The organism is Thermonema rossianum DSM 10300, from assembly GCF_000426825.1.
Taxonomy (GTDB): domain Bacteria; phylum Bacteroidota; class Bacteroidia; order Cytophagales; family Thermonemataceae; genus Thermonema; species Thermonema rossianum.
Map to the genome: position 1 here is coordinate 1 of NZ_AUGC01000009.1, position 19,210 is coordinate 19,210.

15 protein-coding genes, 1 tRNA gene and 1 pseudogene are annotated in these 19,210 nt (G+C 50.6%); 8 read left to right on the forward strand and 9 right to left on the reverse strand.

Going from position 1 to position 19,210, the window contains the following annotated elements; genetic code table 11:
• Positions 1 to 241: 241 nt before the first annotated feature.
• Positions 242 to 316 (reverse strand) — tRNA-Val (locus K384_RS07265).
• A 151-nt stretch (positions 317 to 467) separates the two neighbouring features.
• Positions 468 to 1,967, reverse strand: a complete 1,500-nt coding sequence (locus tag K384_RS07270) for a glycine--tRNA ligase (protein WP_038030906.1) — start codon at positions 1,965 to 1,967, stop codon at positions 468 to 470.
• Positions 1,968 to 2,133: 166 nt separating this feature from the next.
• Here K384_RS07270 and K384_RS13365 point away from each other — a divergent pair, with 166 nt between their 5' ends.
• A complete protein-coding gene (locus K384_RS13365; RefSeq protein WP_084147154.1) occupies positions 2,134 to 3,852 on the forward strand; it encodes a T9SS type B sorting domain-containing protein in 1,719 nt (572 codons plus the stop codon).
• Between the two features lie 416 nt (positions 3,853 to 4,268).
• Here the strand turns inward: K384_RS13365 and K384_RS07280 are convergent, their stop codons facing one another.
• The 4 genes from K384_RS07280 to K384_RS07295 all read right to left on the reverse strand — a co-directional run bounded on the left by K384_RS07280 (position 4,269) and on the right by K384_RS07295 (position 8,110).
• Entirely contained in the window at positions 4,269 to 4,766 is a 498-nt protein-coding gene (locus tag K384_RS07280) for a gliding motility lipoprotein GldH (protein ID WP_038030908.1), read from the reverse strand.
• A gap of 13 nt (positions 4,767 to 4,779) precedes the next feature.
• On the reverse strand, positions 4,780 to 6,027 hold the full coding sequence (locus tag K384_RS07285; RefSeq protein ID WP_071837470.1) for a PSP1 domain-containing protein: 1,248 nt from the start codon (positions 6,025 to 6,027) through the stop codon (positions 4,780 to 4,782).
• Between the two features lie 61 nt (positions 6,028 to 6,088).
• The gene (purD, locus tag K384_RS07290) at positions 6,089 to 7,402 is read right to left on the reverse strand and encodes a phosphoribosylamine--glycine ligase (protein WP_038030913.1); all 1,314 of its coding nucleotides are present in this window, start codon (positions 7,400 to 7,402) and stop codon (positions 6,089 to 6,091) included.
• Between the two features lie 27 nt (positions 7,403 to 7,429).
• Positions 7,430 to 8,110: a TetR/AcrR family transcriptional regulator gene (locus K384_RS07295; protein ID WP_071837471.1), complete on the reverse strand. Its 681-nt coding sequence runs from the start codon at positions 8,108 to 8,110 to the stop codon at positions 7,430 to 7,432.
• A 110-nt stretch (positions 8,111 to 8,220) separates the two neighbouring features.
• Between K384_RS07295 and K384_RS07300 the strand changes: the two genes are divergently transcribed.
• Positions 8,221 to 8,955 carry a TrmH family RNA methyltransferase gene (locus K384_RS07300; RefSeq protein WP_051633221.1) on the forward strand — a complete coding sequence of 245 codons (735 nt, stop codon included), beginning with the start codon at positions 8,221 to 8,223 and terminating at the stop codon, positions 8,953 to 8,955.
• Positions 8,956 to 8,958: 3 nt separating this feature from the next.
• Positions 8,959 to 9,984, forward strand: coding sequence for a hypothetical protein (locus K384_RS07305; protein ID WP_038030916.1), 1,026 nt, complete (start codon positions 8,959 to 8,961; stop codon positions 9,982 to 9,984).
• Positions 9,985 to 10,010: 26 nt separating this feature from the next.
• On the opposite strand, the gene K384_RS07310 is transcribed toward K384_RS07305, so the two are convergent.
• Together K384_RS07310 and hemE are read right to left on the reverse strand one after the other, a co-directional pair.
• Entirely contained in the window at positions 10,011 to 11,165 is a 1,155-nt protein-coding gene (locus K384_RS07310; protein ID WP_051633222.1) for a Na/Pi symporter, read from the reverse strand.
• 114 nt (positions 11,166 to 11,279) lie between these two features.
• A complete protein-coding gene (gene hemE / locus K384_RS07315; RefSeq protein ID WP_038030918.1) occupies positions 11,280 to 12,314 on the reverse strand; it encodes a uroporphyrinogen decarboxylase in 1,035 nt (344 codons plus the stop codon).
• A gap of 208 nt (positions 12,315 to 12,522) precedes the next feature.
• Between hemE and K384_RS07320 the strand changes: the two genes are divergently transcribed.
• Together K384_RS07320 and dnaJ are read left to right on the forward strand one after the other, a co-directional pair.
• Positions 12,523 to 13,155 carry a nucleotide exchange factor GrpE gene (locus K384_RS07320; protein WP_038030920.1) on the forward strand — a complete coding sequence of 211 codons (633 nt, stop codon included), beginning with the start codon at positions 12,523 to 12,525 and terminating at the stop codon, positions 13,153 to 13,155.
• Between the two features lie 26 nt (positions 13,156 to 13,181).
• Positions 13,182 to 14,315 (forward strand): molecular chaperone DnaJ, encoded by a 1,134-nt coding sequence (gene dnaJ / locus K384_RS07325; RefSeq protein ID WP_038030922.1) that lies wholly within the window; start codon positions 13,182 to 13,184, stop codon positions 14,313 to 14,315.
• Positions 14,316 to 14,427: 112 nt separating this feature from the next.
• Here dnaJ and K384_RS07330 read toward each other — a convergent pair whose 3' ends face one another.
• On the reverse strand, positions 14,428 to 15,597 hold the full coding sequence (locus K384_RS07330; protein ID WP_038030925.1) for a hypothetical protein: 1,170 nt from the start codon (positions 15,595 to 15,597) through the stop codon (positions 14,428 to 14,430).
• Positions 15,598 to 15,664: 67 nt separating this feature from the next.
• Here K384_RS07330 and K384_RS13660 point away from each other — a divergent pair.
• From K384_RS13660 to K384_RS07340, 3 genes and pseudogenes are all read left to right on the forward strand, one after another.
• Positions 15,665 to 15,874 (forward strand): annotated as a pseudogene (locus tag K384_RS13660) (molecular chaperone DnaJ); the annotation flags it as partial.
• Positions 15,875 to 16,066: 192 nt separating this feature from the next.
• The gene (locus tag K384_RS07335) at positions 16,067 to 17,407 is read left to right on the forward strand and encodes a serine hydrolase domain-containing protein (protein ID WP_051633223.1); all 1,341 of its coding nucleotides are present in this window, start codon (positions 16,067 to 16,069) and stop codon (positions 17,405 to 17,407) included.
• Positions 17,408 to 17,473: 66 nt separating this feature from the next.
• Positions 17,474 to 18,958, forward strand: coding sequence for a phytoene desaturase family protein (locus K384_RS07340; RefSeq protein ID WP_038030930.1), 1,485 nt, complete (start codon positions 17,474 to 17,476; stop codon positions 18,956 to 18,958).
• Positions 18,959 to 19,210 lie beyond the last annotated feature (252 nt).

Here is a 19,210-nt window from a genome sequence, read left to right on the forward strand (position 1 = left end):
TGCCGGGCTTCCGTTCGTCGGGCGGGTCGAAAAATGCGCAGGCATTCATCGTGTAAAAACAGCCGTTCGTCCAAAATGTCAGCGCACGGCTGTCATGCTTCTTTGGCTGCCGCCCATGCGGAAAGCCACTTGCAAAGTGAAGGCATTTTAACAAAAAAAATTATTCCACACAAGTATTGGCAGGTGTTTTTTTCATTAAAAATGAAAAAAGCGACACTCATGGTGAGTGTCGCTTGGGGTGTGGGTTCTGCAGGATTCGAACCTGCGACCCCCTGCTTGTAAGGCAGGTGCTCTGAACCAACTGAGCTAAGAACCCTTTTGCTCAAATGCTGATGCAAAGGTACGGCAAGGTTTTATTTCGTGCAAATTATTTTTCAAGTTTTTTCTTCACAAAAAAGCAACCGGCTCAAAAGCAAGCGCTTGTAAAAAGCTTTTTGAGCCGGTGAAACAGCACATGGGCCGCCGCTTTATTGCAGCTGTGTCAAAATAGAGCGGAACGATACTGCTTCGCCAATGATGCGGGGCAGCTCGGCAATTGCCACGCGTTCTTGCTCGGTGGTGTCGCGGTGGCGCAGTGTCACGGTATTGTCTTCCATGGTTTGGTAGTCCACGGTAATGCAGAAGGGCGTGCCTATCATGTCTTGGCGGGTGTAGTTTTTGCCTATGGCGCCACGCTCTTCATAAATGGTGTTGAAGTCGTAGCGCAACAGGTTGAACACTTCGCGTGCTTTTTCGGGCAGCCCGTCTTTGCGCACCAAGGGGAATACGGCTGCCTTCACCGGTGCTATGGCCGGGTGAAACTTCAAGTATATACGTTTTTTCTCATTGCCTTTGGCATCCACGCCTATGTCTTCGGTGTAGGCATTCGACAAAACAGCCAAGAAAAGACGGTCGGCACCAATCGAAGTCTCAATCACATAAGGAATGTAGCTTTGCTTGATTTCGTCATCGAAATAGCGCAGTTTTTTCTTTGAGTACTGCTCGTGGTTGCGCAGGTCGAAATCGGTGCGCGAATGGATGCCTTCCAATTCTTTGAAGCCAAAGGGGAATTCATATTCTATATCGAGGGCGGCATTGGCATAGTGTGCCAGCTTTTCGTGCTCATGAAAACGCAACTTGTTTTCGGGCAAGCCTATGGCACGCAAAAAGTCATAGCGTTTTTGTTTCCAGTATTCGTACCACTGCATCTCTTCGCCGGGGCGCACGAAAAACTGCATTTCCATCTGCTCGAACTCGCGCATGCGGAAGATAAACTGCCGTGCCACAATTTCGTTGCGGAAGGCTTTGCCTATTTGTGCAATACCAAAAGGTATTTTCATGCTGGTGCCGCGCCCTGTTTTTTGCACATTCAAGAAATTGACAAAAATACCTTGTGCCGTTTCGGGGCGTAAGTAAATGGTCATGCTGTCTTCGGCTACGGCTCCTGCCTTGGTCGCAAACATCAGGTTGAACTGGCGCACTTCGGTCCAGTTGGCAGTGCCCGACACCGGGCAAACAATATTTTCTTCGATGATCAGATTGCGCAGCCCTTCGAAGTCTTCCCGGTTGAGCAGCTCGTTCATCTTGTCGAGCAGGGCTTGCGCCTTGGCTTCCTCGCCGGCTTGGCGGTATTCTTCGGCTTTGCCCTCGATGAGGTGGTCCACGCGGTAGCGCTTTTTAGAGTCTTTGTTGTCGATAAGCGGATCGTTGAAGCTGTCCACGTGTCCGGAAGCTTTCCATGTGGTAGGGTGCATGAAAATGGCAGCGTCCAGCCCCACGACGTTTTCATGCAGTTGGGTCATGGCTTTCCACCACAGTTGCTTGAGGTTGTTTTTCAACTCCACGCCATTCTGCCCATAGTCATAAACAGCCTGCAGCCCGTCGTAAATTTCACTGGAAGGGAAGACAAAACCGTATTCTTTGGCATGCGATACGATTTTTTGCAAGTTGGCTTCCTCCAAGGTCAGTGCTTGTTGCTTCTTCGACATATCGATTGTGTTTTTGTGTTCCTTTGTATTTTGCTAAGAAACAAAAATAAGCAAGTTTTAAGAAAGGCACGCCGGCCGTGCGTAAAAAGAAAACATCCGTACCGCTTTTTGACGTATTACATTTTACCGGCTGACCGAATGTAAACACAGCAACACACATTTACACATGAAACCACACGCTCTTTTCTTTCACATGCGGCGTTTTGCTTCCTTGCTGGGTGCATGGACGCTCCTGCTATGCAATGGCGGACAGACTCAAGCCCAAAGCCCTTGTTTTTATGCGCAGGGCTACCCGGCAAGTGCCACGCGCATACGGGCTTGTGTGCCTTTTACCATTGAACTGGTCGATTGCACCGGGGGTGGGCAAAATATTGCCTATCGCTTTCAGGAAGGGGGCGAGCGCACCGCTTCCAATACTTTTACCTATACTTCGCCGGGCTTGTACAGCGTGACACAGTACGGCAATTTTCCGGACGGCAACGGGGGCTTTACCGGTGACAGTCTGACCAAAAGTGCCTATGTGGAAGTGTTGGCTACGCCCACGCCCCAAGTACGTATGGAGCGCTGCAACGGCAGACGCCTGCGGATTACTGCCCCTGCTGCCCCTTATGAGCAATATGTAGTGAACTGGGGCGACGGCAGCCCCCCGCAAATACTGACGCCCGGCAACACACTGAGTCATGTCTATGCCACAGCTGGCAGCTACACGCCTGTTGTGCGCGGCGAGTACCTACTCAACCGCATCGACGGGCAAAATTGCGGCAAAGACACCACCATTACTTTGGCTATTTACGAAGATATAAACACTTCGAACTTCAACTTTCAAATGGAAGTGCAAAGCCCTTTGTCTGTTTGCGAAGGGCGTGTGCTGCTTTCTTGGGAAAACCTGCGTGCCGACTGGCAATATAGCTTGGAAGTATCGCGCAACAACGGCGCCTATGAGCCCGTCTTGCAGCTCGAAGACAGCACCGCCTCTTCGGTAGAGTATGTTTGGCAGGGCAATACGCTCACGCAAAGCCTGCGCTTCCGGTTGAATGTGCGCAATGCATGCGGCGAGTCGGTGTCTTTTGTGTCGGCTACCTACACGCCCCCCCTCTCGCAACTGCCCGTAAAAGTGCGGGACTTGCAACTGTCATTTACAAATGATAACCGCCTGCAGGCAAGCTGGAACGACAGCGAGAAGGCTTATCCCGAACTGCAAGAGCTGGAATTATGGCAAAACGGGCAATCGATAAAAGTGCTTCCCAACAGCGGTAATTTCACCGGTGAAGAGCCACAGGACATGCCCGCATGTTGGCAACTGAAAAAAGAAGGCAGCTGTGGACCTATAGCCCACAGCGATGTGGTGTGCCCCTTGTGGTTGACCATAGAGCAACAGGGGCGCAACCAATACAATCTGTCGTGGCAGCCTTACCGCCGCAACGACACGATCATCAGCAGTACCTACGAAATTGTGCTTAGCGATGAAGGGGGGGCTGAAATTGAACGTATTGCCGCAGGCAATAGCCTGCAAAGCAGCCTCGCGCCCACCGACACACTGCGGCAGTTGCTGTTTGTGCATATAGAAAGCGTTTTGCCGGGCGGCTTTGTGAGCCGCTCGAACCGGCAGCGTCTCGAACGCCCCCTGCAGCTGCATTTCCCTACGGCCTTCACGCCCAATGGCGATGGTTTGAACGACATTTTTCGCCCCAAAGGGACCTTTGTGCGCAGTTACCGCCTGCAAATCTACGACAGCAAAGGCAGTCTGCTTTTTGAAAGCAGCAATATGGAAGAAGGTTGGGACGGTGCCCAAGCGCCGCCGGGCAGCTACCTGTATCGCGCCGTAGCCGAGGATTACCTGGGCAGGCAATACAGCTTCGAAGGGGTGATAACCCTCATACGGTAAATGCTTTTTAAAGGCACATGCCGCTCAATCAGGCACGGCTTATCTGCTCACAGAACTCATCATTTCGAACGGAGCACAGCCTGTCATTTCGAACCGAACGCAGTGAGGTGAGAAATCTCAAAGCCCAACAAGCAAAAAGAAGTAAAAGAGATTTCTCGCTTGCGCTCGAAATGACAAAAGGGCGAATGTTAAAAAGGATACTTTTTGAAAGAGGAAAAAGCTATTTGTCATTTCGAACGAGCGAAGCGGAGTGAGGAATCTCTTCAAACCAAACACAACAAGAAAAAAGCGGTTTCCCGCTTGCGCTCGAAATGACAAAGAACAAACGCCCTAAGAATAGCAACAGGCGCTTTTTGTGCAGAAAGCGCCTGTTGAAGGTCTCACAAAGAAACAAAGCAAGTGTTTAGCAGGCTGTTTCAGGGCTTCGCCGGCACGCCCTCTTCATAGCGGCGCAATTTCACTCCGAAGCTCAGCACCTCGGGCAAGGGGTCTTCGCGCATATATTGCTGTATGAGGTAGATATACTTGCCCGGCGCCGGAAACTCGTATGCCGGCAAGGCAATGAGCTCATGCTCGAAGATGTCGCCCAGATTGGTACCATAAGGCTCGCCCGTCTTGGGGTCCATCAGCTCTATGTGCTGCAGATGCTTGGCAAGCACCTTGCCGGTGCTGTCAATCAATGTGTATTGCACATACATGTTGTAATAAGGGTAGTCGAGCGTGTTGCGTATGTGATAATATACATCGTATTTGCCGGCTTGAGCAATGGGCAGTTCAAAGCGCAAGACGGAGTCGGCATACCACTTGCCGCCCGGCAGCGAGTAAATTTTTTCATATACCAAACGGTCATCGCTGCAAGCCGTCAGCAGTAGTAGCCCCAAAAAGAAAGCAACAAGGTTTTTGTAGCTGTTCATGGTGAATTGTGTCTTATGATTTGTTGTTGCGGCGGTTGTTGTTGCGCCGGTTCCGGCTACGCCGTTTTTTATTTGAAGACGAAGTATTTTCGCCTTCCCCGCTCTTCGACTTATGGGCAGCGCCCTGCTGCTCTTTGTCACTTCTGCTTTTGTTTTTCTTGCGGCGTTTCTTTTTGCGCTTGGCATTTTCACGCCCCTTGATGCGCTCTTCTATACGTTCCAGGTCTATACTGATGTCGTTTTCTATGGCTTCGTCATCATCGAGCAAGGTGGTTTCCTGCAACGCATCGGGCATTTGCCCCGCTTCGTTCATTTCCATGATTTCGCGCACACGCTCCACACTAAGCGGATACCAGGTGCTCTCGTTCTCATAGGCAAACCACAATATCTTTTTGAAGATATCGGTTTTGCGCAGGTAAGCATTGCCTTTGGCTGTTTTGAGCACCTCCACCTCGGGGATGTCTTTAAGCGCTTCCACGTAGGTATCCAGCTCGTAGTTCAAGCAGCACTTCAGGCGCCCGCATTGCCCGGACAACTTTGCCGGGTTGAGCGACAAGTTTTGATAACGCGCTGCCGACGTGGCTACGCTCTTAAAGTCGGAAAGCCAGGTAGAGCAGCAGAGCTCGCGCCCGCAAACGCCAATGCCGCCCAGGCGTGCCGCCTCTTGGCGCAGGCTTATTTGCCGCATCTCGACACGTATTTTGAACTCCGACGCCAGTATCTTGATAAGCTCGCGGAAATCCACACGCCCGTCGGCCGTATAGTAAAAAGTAGCTTTGGTTTGGTCTGCCTGATACTCTACGTCGTTGAGTTTCATTTGCATGCCCAATTCGCGTATAATCTCGCGTGTGCGAAACAGCGTGGGCATCTCCCTGTTTTTGGCTTCTTGGAATTTCTGCATGTCTGCTTCGGTAGGCAGACGCAAGATGCGGGGCAGCTCGGCATCTTCTGCCAGTTGTTTTTTGCGCATCTGCAGGCGCACCAGCTCGCCCCGCAACGACACATGCCCAATATGATAACCGGTGGGCATTTCTACCACCACGGGGTCGCCGGTTTCCAACGCAAAGCCTTCGGTATTGCGGAAGAAGTCCTTGCGTCCGTTTTTGAAACGCACTTCTACGACGTCAAACTGTTCGTCGGGTGGTATATCCAGATGGCTCAGCCAATCAAATACATTCATTTTATTGCATCCGCCGGTGGCGCAGCTGCCGTTGCTCCGGCAGCCTGCGGGCTTGGCGGTCCCACAATTCGTACAAGCCATAGTGATTCTACGGTTTAAATGAAAAAGGTGAAGTACTTACCTCAACAAGGCAAATACGGTTTTAGTTTTGCTTTGAAGCCTCTGCTTCTTGCTGCCAGCGCAACAGGTCCAAGCCTATGTCGCGGCGATAATACTTGTTGTCGAAATGGATGCTCCCGGCCGCTTTCATAGCCAATTCACGGGCTTCGGGCAGGCTTTCAGCCAAAGCAGTAACAGCCAACACACGCCCGCCATGGGTCAGTATTTCGCCTTGGCTGCCTTGACGGGTGCCCGCATGGAACACAATGGCTTCTTCTACTTCATCGATGCCGGTAATCACCTTGCCTTTTTCATAAGCCTCGGGATAACCTTGCGATGCAAGCACTACGGTAACGGCCGTGTAAGGGCTAATCTGCAGACTTTGCTGCCCCAAGGTGCCTGCTGCCGTGGCTTCGAGCAACACCAGCAGGTCTGATTCGATACGCGCAAAAACGGCTTGTGTTTCAGGGTCGCCCATGCGCACGTTATACTCAATCACATAGGGGTCGCCTCCCACATTCATCAAACCCAAGAAGATAAAACCAGAGTAAGGGGCTTGCTCTTGCTGCAGCCCTTGCAAAGTGGGGCGAATGATGCGCTCTTCCACCTTGCGAATAAAATCCTTGTTCACGAAAGGCACCGGCGACACTGCCCCCATGCCGCCCGTGTTCAAGCCCGTATCGCCCTCACCTATGCGTTTATAGTCTTTGGCTTCGGGCAATACCATATAATCTTTGCCGTCGGTAAGCACAAATACCGACACCTCAATGCCTTGTAAAAACTCTTCGACCACCACTTTGCGGCTTGCTTCGCCAAATTTGCCGGAAAGCATGGCTTTCATTTCTTCCATTGCCTGCTCGCGCTGCTCGCAAATCAACACGCCCTTGCCGGCAGCCAAGCCGTCGGCTTTCAAGACCACGGGCAACGGATGCTGCCGCAGATACTCGAGCGCTTCGTCCAGCTGTCCTGCTTCAAAGGTGCGATAACGGGCAGTAGGAATGCCATAGCGCTGCATGAATTGCTTGGCGTAGTCTTTACTGCCTTCCAAGCGTGCCCCCGCTTTCGAAGGACCTACTACCTTCAGCCCTTTCAATGCAGGGCGTGCACTCAGCGCATCGCGGATGCCGGCCACCAAGGGGGCTTCGGGACCTACCACAAGCAAGTCGATGGATTGCGCTCCGCAAAAGGCGGCCACCGCTTCAAAATCCATGGGGTCCAAAGCCACATTTTGGGCGTGGCGGGCAGTGCCTGCGTTGCCCGGTGCAATGAACAAAGCCTCGCAAAGGGGGCTTTGTGCGATTTTATATACGAAGGCGTGCTCTCTGCCGCCGCTGCCTAAAACAAGAACTCGTGCCATAACAACAATCGATTGGTAAAAGTTATTTTATTGAGATTCGGATTCACCGGAATGACCGGAAGCTTGTCCTTTTTTCAGGACGCCTTCGGTCGAAAGACTTTCTTCGAGCAGCATAAAGAAAGTATTCATGATGCGCTCGCGCTCAATGTTCAAGTACTTCTGCAGCAAGGAACTTTTGTGATAAACCAGCTGCATGATGCCGTTTGCCATTGCCCACAAGCACTTCGATACCACCTGCGGATCCACGCCTTTTTTAATGCTGCCATCTTGTATGCCCCACTCGATGCACTCAGCCAGTATGTCGTCCATGCGCAACATTTCGCGCTCCAGGTCTTCGTCCAATTCGAAGTTATCGCCTGAAGTAAAATAAGCAATCACCTTGTAATAATCGGGGTAGCGGGTGGCGAAATCGAAGTAGGCATATCCGATGGCACGCACCTTATCTACTCCTTTCTCATGCCCTTCGATGGCTTCGCGCAGATGCTTCTGCAATATTTCATTACCCTTTTGAGCGATGGTAAAGAAGAGCTCGTCTTTGGTTTTGAAATAGCTGTAAAGGGTGGCTTTGCTCAAGCGTGCCCGCTTGGCCACGTCGTCCATGGTGGCTTGCCGGAAGCCTTTGGTAAAGAAAACCAATTCTGCCGCCTTCAGAATCGCTTCACGGCGATTCTGCTTTGCCTGTTCACGTCTCGATAGATTCTTTGACATTTTCTTTAACTTTGAAGGACAAATCTACAAAATTTATAAAGGAAGGGCACGGCCTTGTGCCTGTCCATTCAATCAAGCAAGTGTAAATCTGCATCAAAATACCGGTCATTATGCAACAGTGGGCAAAGTTATTGAGCGAAAAAAAGTTAAGCACGGAAGAGTTGAAACAGTTGTGGGATTTCCTGAGTCACTACATTACACCACGCCGCAAAGCACTGTTTGAAGAAAAGATAGCCCACAGAACTTATCACATCACCGTAGCCGTAGAAGACATTTACCAAGAGCGCAATGCCAGCGCGGTGGTGCGCTCCGCCGAATGTTTTGGTGTGCAGTCGGTGCATATTATCGAAAATCATAACGAGTACAAGATAGCCAAAGGCATAGCCAAAGGGGCTGACAAGTGGGTGGACCTGCACCTCTACGACCGCAAGGGGCAAAACAATACCGAAGCATGCCTGCAAGCGCTCAAAGCCCGGGGCTACCGCCTGGTAGCTACCACGCCCCACCAAGACGACTGCTATATAGACGAACTGGACCTCAGCCAACCGACGGCTTTTATCATGGGGGGTGAAAAAGACGGCCTCACACCCACCGCCATGTCCATGGCAGATGCTTTCGTGAAAATTCCTATCTACGGCTTTACCGAGAGTTTCAACATATCGGTGGCCACGGCTATTATCTTGTATGAAAGCACACGCCGCCTGCATCAGAGCACAGACATTGCCTGGCAGCTCGATGAAACCACACGCCTGCAAAAGCTGGTCGAGTGGGCACTCAAAAGCGTGTCGGATGGCAGCCGCTTACTGATGCGCTTTTTTGAAGAACAGACAAACGGCATAGGCTAAAGCATGGATATATCGAAAAAAAAGCCGGCTTATCCCATTCAGGGCTTTTTGCGCAAATATTTGTGGCATTACGACCGGATTAGCCGTTTGCCACTGCACTACGACGACCTCTTGCGTTATAGCGAAAGCTTTCCGGTCATCGACCAGTTTGGCAATGACACACTCTGGGAAAGTGTCATTTATCCTTCGTATATGTACGAAGAGCTCAACCATAAATTGACCACCATCTATGCCATTTTGCGCACCGACGGCGACATGGCTTTCAGCGAGCACCTGTCGGTGGACCGCATCGATTACTGCACCTTTGGCAATTCCAACCCCTTCCGCATTCGTATCATCAACCGCTACAACGACAACTACGATTATTTTTATGTAAAACGTGCCGACGCCTCGCGCATTTACGGCTTGGAACTGGAGCACTTGCTCTCGCCCAACCGTATCAATTTCTTGGTGTTTCGCGACACGCTCATAGAAGAACACATTGCCGGCATCCCGGGCGATGCCTTCATCAAACGCTACCTTGAGCGCCCCGAAACCAACCTGGTGCGGGTAGCCAAGGAATTTGTCAAGTTCAACGAGCGGTGTTTTGTGCGCCTCCTGGGCGATATGCGCGCCTACAACTATGTGGTGGACATCACACCCGACTTCGACAACGAGCAGTACCGTATCCGTGCCATCGACTTCGACCAACAGTCTTATGAAGGGCGCTACCGCCTGTATCTGCCGCAGTTCTTCAAAGAAAACAACCGCTTGGTGCAGCTCAGCCTGCAACTACTCAACGAACGCACCATCAAACAATATCAACAGGAAGAGCGCACTTTGATTGTGCGGCGCCTTAAAGCAGCCCGCTACCGCCTCAAAGACCTTATCGACTGCATGCGTGCCGATACGCTGGCGCCCCCCGAAAAGGTAGAGCAGCTCAAGCAAGAGTTGGCTGCCTACCATCATGACCGCCGTTTTTTGGCATGCCGTAATATGGGCGACATCGTGCGCCAACAACTGCGCAATGCGCTTACACGCCTGCATTAGGCAAACCTTATTTCCGGCAATGGGCTTTACTGAAGTGCTCTTTCTTGGGGCTTCGACACGGCCGCAGGCGGTCTTGCGGGTGTTTCGCGGGTGGTGTAAATCAGCAAAAAAGGCAGCACAAAAAACAACAACAACACAGCGACAAAGCCCAGCATGCGATGCTGTACGTGCAAGCGTCCCAAGCGGCTTACCATACGCACAATGCCTTCGCGTATGGGTTTCCATGGTGCCAGCAAGCACATGCCGCAAAGATTAAACAGCACATGCGTAAGGGCAATGGTAAGGGCTGCTTCGCCATGCCCCAATGATGCCAGCAAGGCGGTGAGCGTTGTGCCTATGTTGGCGCCCACAATAAGCCAAAAAGCGCGCCCCAGCGGAATGCGGTTCGAAGCCACAGCCGTTACTATCAGCGAGGTAGTTAATGAGCTCGACTGCACCAAGATGGTCAAAAACAAACCGGAAAGCAATGCACGCCAGGGTGTGCCGGTCAGCAGGTGTCCTACACGGTAAATCACCTGACGCTCCAAAAAACCTTTGAACATCAAGGAAAGCAGGCGGATAAAAGCAATCATCAACAAGAAAGCCAAGCCCAGCGCCACAAGCAAGGAGCCGCCAACCCACCGCATCAACTGCTCGGCCAGGGGATGCACCACCCAGTGGTTCAGCCCTTGAAAAGCCCACCCACCGGTGATACCCGCCATTTGTTGTGCCAGCCAATGTGCAGCCCCCGACAACACATGCCCGAAAAACTCCAAAGGAAACAACACAAGGGCAGTCAAGATGTTGAAAAGCATATGCAAGGCGCTACCACTCACTGCCCTGCGGAATTCTTTTTTCCGCATCACGTGCCCCAGCGTAACCAAAAAGCAGGTGAGCGTGGTGCCTATGTTGGCACCTATGATGACGGGCACCGCCTGTGCATAAGTGAGTGCGCCGGCTGCAGTCAGCGCCACCGTAATAGAGGTAATCGTAGAGCTGCTTTGCACCACTGCCGTGGCTAAAATACCCACAAACAGAGCTACAAAGGGGTTGTTTATCATTTGAAAAATGGCATGCACCGAAGCCTCGCCCTTTTGCTGCACCGCCACCACCATCAGTTCTATACCCACCAAAAACAAACAAACTACAGCTGCAAAGGCGAGCGTGCGCCCTATGAGCTTTAGCCAAGGCCAATCTTTCATCGTAATTATCTATCGCATTCTAAGAGGGCAAAATTAGCTAATTCATTGATAACAAAGGCTGTATGTCCAAAATTTAATATACAGCTAATATTCCCTTAACATACAGGACCGGTATCAAAGCATGGCCGACAATTCCTTCACCATCGCCACAAAGTAGCGCACACGCGCCGGGTCAGTATCCGGATACAAACCATGCCCCAAATTGGCAATATAACGCTGCTTGCCGGCAGCACTCAACACCTGTTCCACATATTGCTTGATGGCTGCTTCCGGAGCATACAAAGCGCAGGGGTCTAAGTTGCCCTGCAGCGTTTTTTGCTGCCCCACTTGTGCACGCACTTGTGCCAGGTCCATGGTCCAATCCAAGCCTATCACTTGGCAATCGGTCTGCAGCAAGTCGGGCACTATATAGTGTGCCCCTTTGGCAAAAACGGTCACGGGCACTTCTTGTATAGCCTCACAAATGCGGCGGATATAAGGCAGTGCAAAGGCTCTGTATTGCTGCGGCGACAAAATGCCTGCCCACGAGTCGAAGAGTTGCACTAAGTCTGCACCTGCTTTTATTTGTGCTTTCAGGTAAGCCGTCGTTACACGTGTGATGGCATCCAGCAAGCGGTGGGCAAGCCCGGGCGCTTCGTAAAGCATGCGCTTGGCTACGGCGAAAGTCTTCGAACCTTGCCCTTCCACCATGTAGCAGAAGATAGTAAAGGGCGCACCGGCAAAGCCTATCAAGGGCACCCGCCCATTCAACTCTTTTTTGGTCAGGCGTATGGCCTCGAGCACGTAGCTTAGGGCGTCCTCTACTTCGGGCTCCTGCAAGCGCTCCAAGTCAGCCTCCGAGCGTATGGTGTTGGGAAAGAAAGGACCGCGCTTTTCTACCATCTCATAAGGGCAGCCCATTGCCTCGGGCACTACCAATATATCAGAAAAGATAATGGCAGCATCTACCCCCAGCAAATCCACCGGCTGAATGGTTACTTCGGCAGCCAGCTCGGGCGTCTTTACCAACTCAATGAAGCCACTCAGGCGCTCACGCACCGCCCGGTATTCGGGCAGTACCCGCCCCGCCTGACGCATCAGCCACACAGGCACACGCTCCACCGCCTCGCCACGAGCGGCTCGCAACAACAAATCGTTCTTTAAAGCCATAGACAATCCATCGGTTTTGGACACAATTTTACGCAATCTTTCTCTATATTTGCAGCCGACCTGTGTTTTTTACAAAACCTGCCATTTTGACACAATTTGACAGTTCGGCAAAAAAGTTGCAGTCTTAGGCAAAAGAAAATCACCCGCTTCCTTAACCAAGGGATAGCCAGACTACCAAAAAAACAACACAAAAAGGAGGAATCCAACTATGGCAAAAAATAAAAAGAACACCCATCATCCAAACGAAGAACCCATCAAACAATCATCGCAACAGCAACCCGAGCAACAAACACACGATGAAGTAGTGGAAATACGGGAAGTGGAGGAAAAAGTGCCTTCACCCGAAGAAGTGGTGCAGGAAGCCGAAGCACACGCACAGGCACAAGCCGACAAAATAGCAGCTTTGGAAGCCGAAGTGGCAGAGTTGAAGGATAAGTATGTGCGCTTGTATGCCGACTTCGACAACTTCCGCAAGCGCACCAACAAAGAAAAGACCGAGTTTCTACAGCAAGCCAATGCCCAGCTGCTCAAAGATCTGCTGCCCATAGTCGATGACTTCGAGCGGGCACTGCAGGTCATGCAGCAAACCGAAAGCAACGACAAAACCAAAGAAGGCATTGAGCTGATTTACAAAAAGCTGATGCGCACACTTGAAAAATATGGTGTAAAGCCATTGGAAACACCGGCCGGCACCGACTTCAATGCCGACCTGCACGAAGCCATTACGCAAGCCCCGGCCCCCAACGAAGAGCTGAAGGGCAAAATCATTGACACCATAGAAAAAGGATACTATCTGCACGATAAAGTATTGCGTTTTGCAAAAGTGGTTGTAGGTAGCTAAACTCCAGGCGAAAAGTAAACAAAACCATGGCGAAAAGAGATTATTACGAGGTGTTGGGGGTGAGCCGGACGGCCACGCAGGAAGAAATCAAAAAGGCTTATCGCAAGCTGGCCATCAAATACCACCCGGACAAAAATCCGGGCAACCCCGAAGCAGAAGAGAAATTCAAAGAAGCAGCCGAAGCCTATGAAGTGCTGGGCAACCCCGAAAAGCGTCGCCGCTACGACCAATTTGGTCATGCGGGCGTCAATGGCGGTGCCGGCGGCTTCAGCAGTATGGAAGATATCTTTGAACGCTTCAGCAGTATTTTCAACGAAGGCGGCAGCCCCTTCGAAGCCTTCTTTGGCGGAGGTGGCGGACGTGGGCGCCGCCGGAAAGGAAGCAACCTGCGGGTGCGGCTGAAGCTGACCTTGCAAGAAATAGCCAAAGGGGTTGAAAAGAAAATAAAAATCAGACGGGAAGTCAGCTGCGATGCCTGCCATGGCACCGGCGCCAAAGGGGGCACTGCTTTGCGCAGCTGCTCTACCTGTGGGGGCACCGGCCAAGTGCAGCGCGTCACCAATACCATCTTGGGGCAAATGATTACTTCATCTACCTGCCCTACCTGCCAAGGTGCCGGCAAAATTGTAGATGAGCGTTGCGAGGTATGCCATGGACAAGGCGTTACTCAAAAAGAAGAAACCATCAGCGTACGCATTCCGGCAGGGGCTGTGGGCGGCATGCAGCTGTCGATGCGCGGCAAAGGCAACTACCCACCGGGCGGGGGCACACCCGGCGACCTCATCATCCTCATTGACGAGGTGGAAGATGATGTGCTCAAGCGCGATGGCAACAATGTAGTGTATGACCTTTATATTAGCTTCATAGATGCCGCCTTGGGCACCACCGTAGAAGTGCCTACCATCGACGGCGCCGTGAAAATCAAAATAGAGCCGGGCACCCAGAGTGGTAAAATCCTCCGTCTGCGTGGCAAAGGTATCCGCGACATCGACGGCTACCAAGGTGACCAGCTTATCCATGTGAACGTGTGGACCCCTAAATACCTTACCGACGAAGAGCGCAAAATACTCGAAAAGCTACGCCATTCGCCCAACTTCCAACCCAATCCCGATAAGCGGGAAAAAGGATTCTTCGATAAGATTCGCGAGTTTTTCAAGTAATGGCTACCGGATACAAAAACAGAAAGGCATCCTCTGCTGCCGGAAGGATGCCTTTTCTTTTTTCCTTTCAATACGTGAAGCCGTCTTTGGCGAGCCTCATCTGCTCCGGAACCTACTTACCCTCCTGCCCTTCAATGCGGTACACCGTGAAACGGCTGCGGTTTTGCATCTCATCTTCTTCTGTGTCGTATTCCTGCACCAGCAGGTGCTTGCTGTCGAGCAGGCATACAGGCCTACCCAGCTCTTTGGATACTTTTAAAGTAGCAAGCACGCCCCTTTCCGGGTGAATAAACGCTACCCGGTGGTCGAGCCTTACATTAGGGGCGTTTACAGGAAACTCCGGATACTTATTATGAAAATCTTTTAACATTCGCTCATCTGCCGCTACTTTGTATATGCAAGCCAGTGTGTCATTTCCAAGGTACTGCAAATACTCTACCCTTGCGCTCAAATATTGATCTAAGGCAGGCGACACAACGCTTTCTTTTTGATTTATGGGATAAGCATATACTTTAAAGCCGGGTAATTCGAGCGGCAGCGCGCGCACCTTCTTTTTTTGCTTTAAGTCATAAACAAACAACAAGGGTTCATTGAAAGGCTGCACATAAGCATGACGGCAGCTTTCATCGACTGTCATGCGCAAATGAGTAGCATAATAGGAAGTCTCCTTTCCGGAAGAAAAGCGGCTTTCGGCTTCGGGGTTTTTACCCAAAAACTCAAAAGCTGCCTTGTTGCTTTGCAAGCTGTCAAGTATGATGATTGCCGGGCGTGGATTCAAATAAGACTCCGAATCTGCAATATCGCCTGCTTCCATATGCAAGCCAATCATCTTTTCTTTGCAAAACACAGGGTCCATGATCTGCATAACCATCTGGCTGCTGCGTCGTGGCAAAGCTACATAGCGCAAAAACTTACCGTCCAAGCTGTAATATACAAGACTATTGAAAGTACTTACCACGACTGTGGTGTCATTATACACGGCTATGTTGCGCCATATGTTGTAATACTCATCGAAATTGCTGCCCCGCCTCCGGAAACTATGCGTGGTCTTTTGGTTTAAATCGTAAATTACCACGTCGAAAACAAGCATGTTGCTCAATAACAACTTGCCTTTTTGGAAGCCCTGAAACGTCAAGTTGCTTCCTTGTATCTCAAAACTGTCTGTTTTCACAAGGCGCAGCTCATCCTGCTGTTCGCTTGCCTGCTTGGCTTCCTGCTCCCGGCAAGCCCAAAAAGAAACAACGGGCAGCAAGCAAAAAATAAGTCGTAGCAATTTTTTCATGTTTGTTTAGCGTTTAAAATTTTTAAATACAACATACCAAATATAAAAAGGCAGCAGGAAAGTACATAAGGCTCTCCGTCTGCGTGGCAAAGGTATCCGCGACATCGACGGCTACCAAGGTGACCAGCTTATCCATGTGAACGTGTGGACCCCTAAACACCTTACCGACGAAGAGCGCAAAATGCTCGAAAAGCTACGCCATTCGCCCAACTTCCAACCCAATCCCGATAAGCGGGAAAAAGGATTCTTCGATAAGATTCGCAAGTTTTTTAAGTAAACAAACATCTTGTACCATTACACAAAAAGCGCCCGTCTTTGGACAGGCGCTTTTGTTGTTTGTTTTTCTTCACCCCTCCTGATTTCACCGAAGGCATTTTATTTTTAAATCATCCAATTCTCCCCGGGCCGGTTTGGAAAACATGCATAAAATATTTTCGTTGATTACTTAAACGCAAAAGCTTTTACAATTATGAAACAGCTATTTCTTTTTTTATGCACCTTATGGGCGCTGACAGCACACACGCAGCCCTCTGTTTTCGACAAAGCCAAGCTGGACAGCCTGTTGCAGCACATAGCGGCACACAACAAAGGCATGTTCAGCCTTTCTATATTTCAAGACGGACAGGAAGTATATCGAAACAGTGTAGGTTATGCACAGCTCGAAGCCCAAAGCAAAGCCCATGCAGAAACAGTCTATGGCATAGGGTCCGTATCGAAAACCTTTACGGCCATCTTGACACTGCAACTGATAGAAGCCGGCAAGCTGCGGCTCGACACGCCCCTGTCCATCTTCTTCCCCTCCCTGCCCAATGCCGATGCCATCACCATAGAACATTTGCTTCGTCATAGAAGCGGTATTTTCAACATTACCAACGAAGCCGATTATGAAGTGTGGCGCAAAAAACCCATGTCACAAGAAGCCATGCTTCGCAAAATAGCTGCCCATCCCCCACGGTTCACCCCCGGTGAGGCTTTCGAGTATTCGAACAGCAATTATATTTTGCTTTCCTACATTATAGAAAAAGTCACTCAAAAGAGCCTGCAACAAGTGCTGGATGAACAAATATGCAAGCCTTGCGGCTTGACACACACTTTTCTCGACCGGACATTTTATCCACAAGAGCAACGTGCCGCTTCCTATCACATGCAGCGCGGCGCGTGGGTGCGTGTAGAAGAAACACACCCATCGGTGCCTTTGGGTGCCGGCGGTCTTTACTCTACCCCCACCGACCTCAACCGTTTCCTCCATTGCTTGTTTGAAGGAAAATTGCTTGCCGACTCGATCCTGCAACACATGCTGACACTGCAAGACCTCTATGGCATGGGCATCACCGTTTTCCCCTTTTATGAAAAAAAGGCTTACGGGCACACCGGCGGCATCGACGGCTTCCAGTCAACAGCTGCCTATTTCCCCGCTGAAAAAGTGGCAGTGGCTTTTACTGCCAATGCTTTGGACATGTCTATGAATGACATCCTTATTGGGGTATTGAGCATTTATTTCGGACGCCCCTACCCATTCCCGGTGTTTCGTCCTAAAGTAGAAGTCAAAGAAAATGTGCTCCGCACTTATACGGGTACCTATGCAAGCGCGCAGCTGCCTTTAAAACTCACCGTTTTTCTAAAAGAAGGCACGCTTCATGCACAGGCTACCGGACAAGCCGCCTTTCCGTTGGAAGCCATTGCCGAAAATGTATTTGTTTTCGAAGCTGCCAAAGTAGAAATAGAGTTCACTACTGACGGGAAAAAGCTTATTTTACGCCAGCATGGGGGCGAATACGTCTTCCTGAAAGAAAACAATTCTGCGGAATAACCTTGTGAACAACAAACATTCCGGCCATTTAGTGGTTAAAAACCAGATTAAAACAACCATCGATTCATGAGTACACAACCTAAAGCCATCGTCATTGGTGCCGGTTTTGCGGGCTTGTCAGCCGCTACCTGCTTGGCACACCATGGGTGGAAAGTAACGATTCTGGAAAAAAACAATCAAGCGGGCGGGCGGGCACGACGCCTCTCACGGCAAGGCTTTCATTTCGATATGGGCCCCAGCTGGTATTGGATGCCCGACGTCTTCGAGCGCTATTTCCGACGCTTTGGCAAGCGTGTCGAAGATTATTATACCTTGCAACGCCTCGACCCTTCCTACCGGGTGGTATTTGGCAAAGAAGAGCAGGTGGATATACCCGCCCGCATAGAAGACTTCAAAGCTTTGTGCGAGTCCTACGAACCGGGCAGCAGCCGCCGCCTTGAGCAGTTTCTGCAAGAAGCTGCTTACAAATACGAAGTGGGCGTGGGCAAGCTCGTCTATAAGCCTTCGCTTTCAATACGGGAATTCATAGATCCCAAGCTGCTTGTGGACATGCTGCGCATGCAGGCTTTGCAGTCCTTTCACAAACACGTGCGCAAGTTTTTCAAGCACCCCAAGCTCATCGAGTTGATGGAGTTTCCCATTTTGTTTTTGGGGGCTACTCCTAAAAACACCCCTGCTCTTTACAGCCTCATGAACTACGCCGACGTGGCGCTGGGCACTTGGTACCCCATGGGCGGCATGTACAGTGTGGTGGAAGGCATGCTGCGCCTGGCACAAGAGCAGGGCGTAGAAGTAGTATATGGTGCCGAAGTGGAAAAAATAGACGTGCAGGCAGGCAAAGCACACAGTGTGCACACGGCTGCTCAAAGCTATGCCGCCGACGTGGTGATAGCCGGCGCCGACTACCACCACGTAGAAGCTGCCTTGTTGGAGCCCGCCTACCGCCAATACAGCGAAGCCTATTGGCAGAAGCGTACCATGGCGCCCTCTGCTTTGTTGTACTATTTGGGGGTAAGCAAGAAAATCAAAAATCTGCGCCACCATGTCCTGTTTTTTGATGAAGACTTTGAGCAGCATGCCCATGACATTTACACACAGCCGCAATGGCCACGGGAGCCGCTGTTTTACCTCTCGGCTTCCTCTATTACCGACCCACAGGCTGCCCCTGCCGGCAAGGAAAACCTGGTGTTGTTGATTCCCATTGCTGCGGGGCTGAATGACACACCGGCCATACGTGCCCGCTATTTCGAGCAAATCATGAAGCAGCTGGAGTACTACACCGGTGAAAGCATTCGCCCGTTCATAGAAGTGCATGAGTCTTATGCCGGCAGCGACTTTATACGCGACTACCACGCTTTCAAAGGCAATGCCTATGGGCTGGCCAATACTCTAAAACAAACAGCCATCTTCCGCCCAAGAATAAAAAGCAAGAAAGTCAGCAACTTATACTTTACGGGGCAGTTGACCGTGCCCGGACCGGGGGTACCGCCCGCACTCATTTCCGGTCAAGTGGTGGCAGATTACATCCGGGCGCAGTTCGAAAAAAATTGATTTTACACATTACACCACCGCCTTGCCGGAAGAAAAAATATTTATCCCGTTTCACAAAAGGAATGCAGTCTGTAAAGGCTGTTTCCTTTTGTTTTATATTTTTGATATTTGCTAAAAGACAGCACTACGCCTTTTTTATATACATACAACAAGAAAAAACTTACACCTGCAAAAAAACAGACACATCTCTCCTTTTTGATTTTCCCTTTTTTCTTTTTAATCTTTGTATCCCTTTTACGCATTCAAAATACA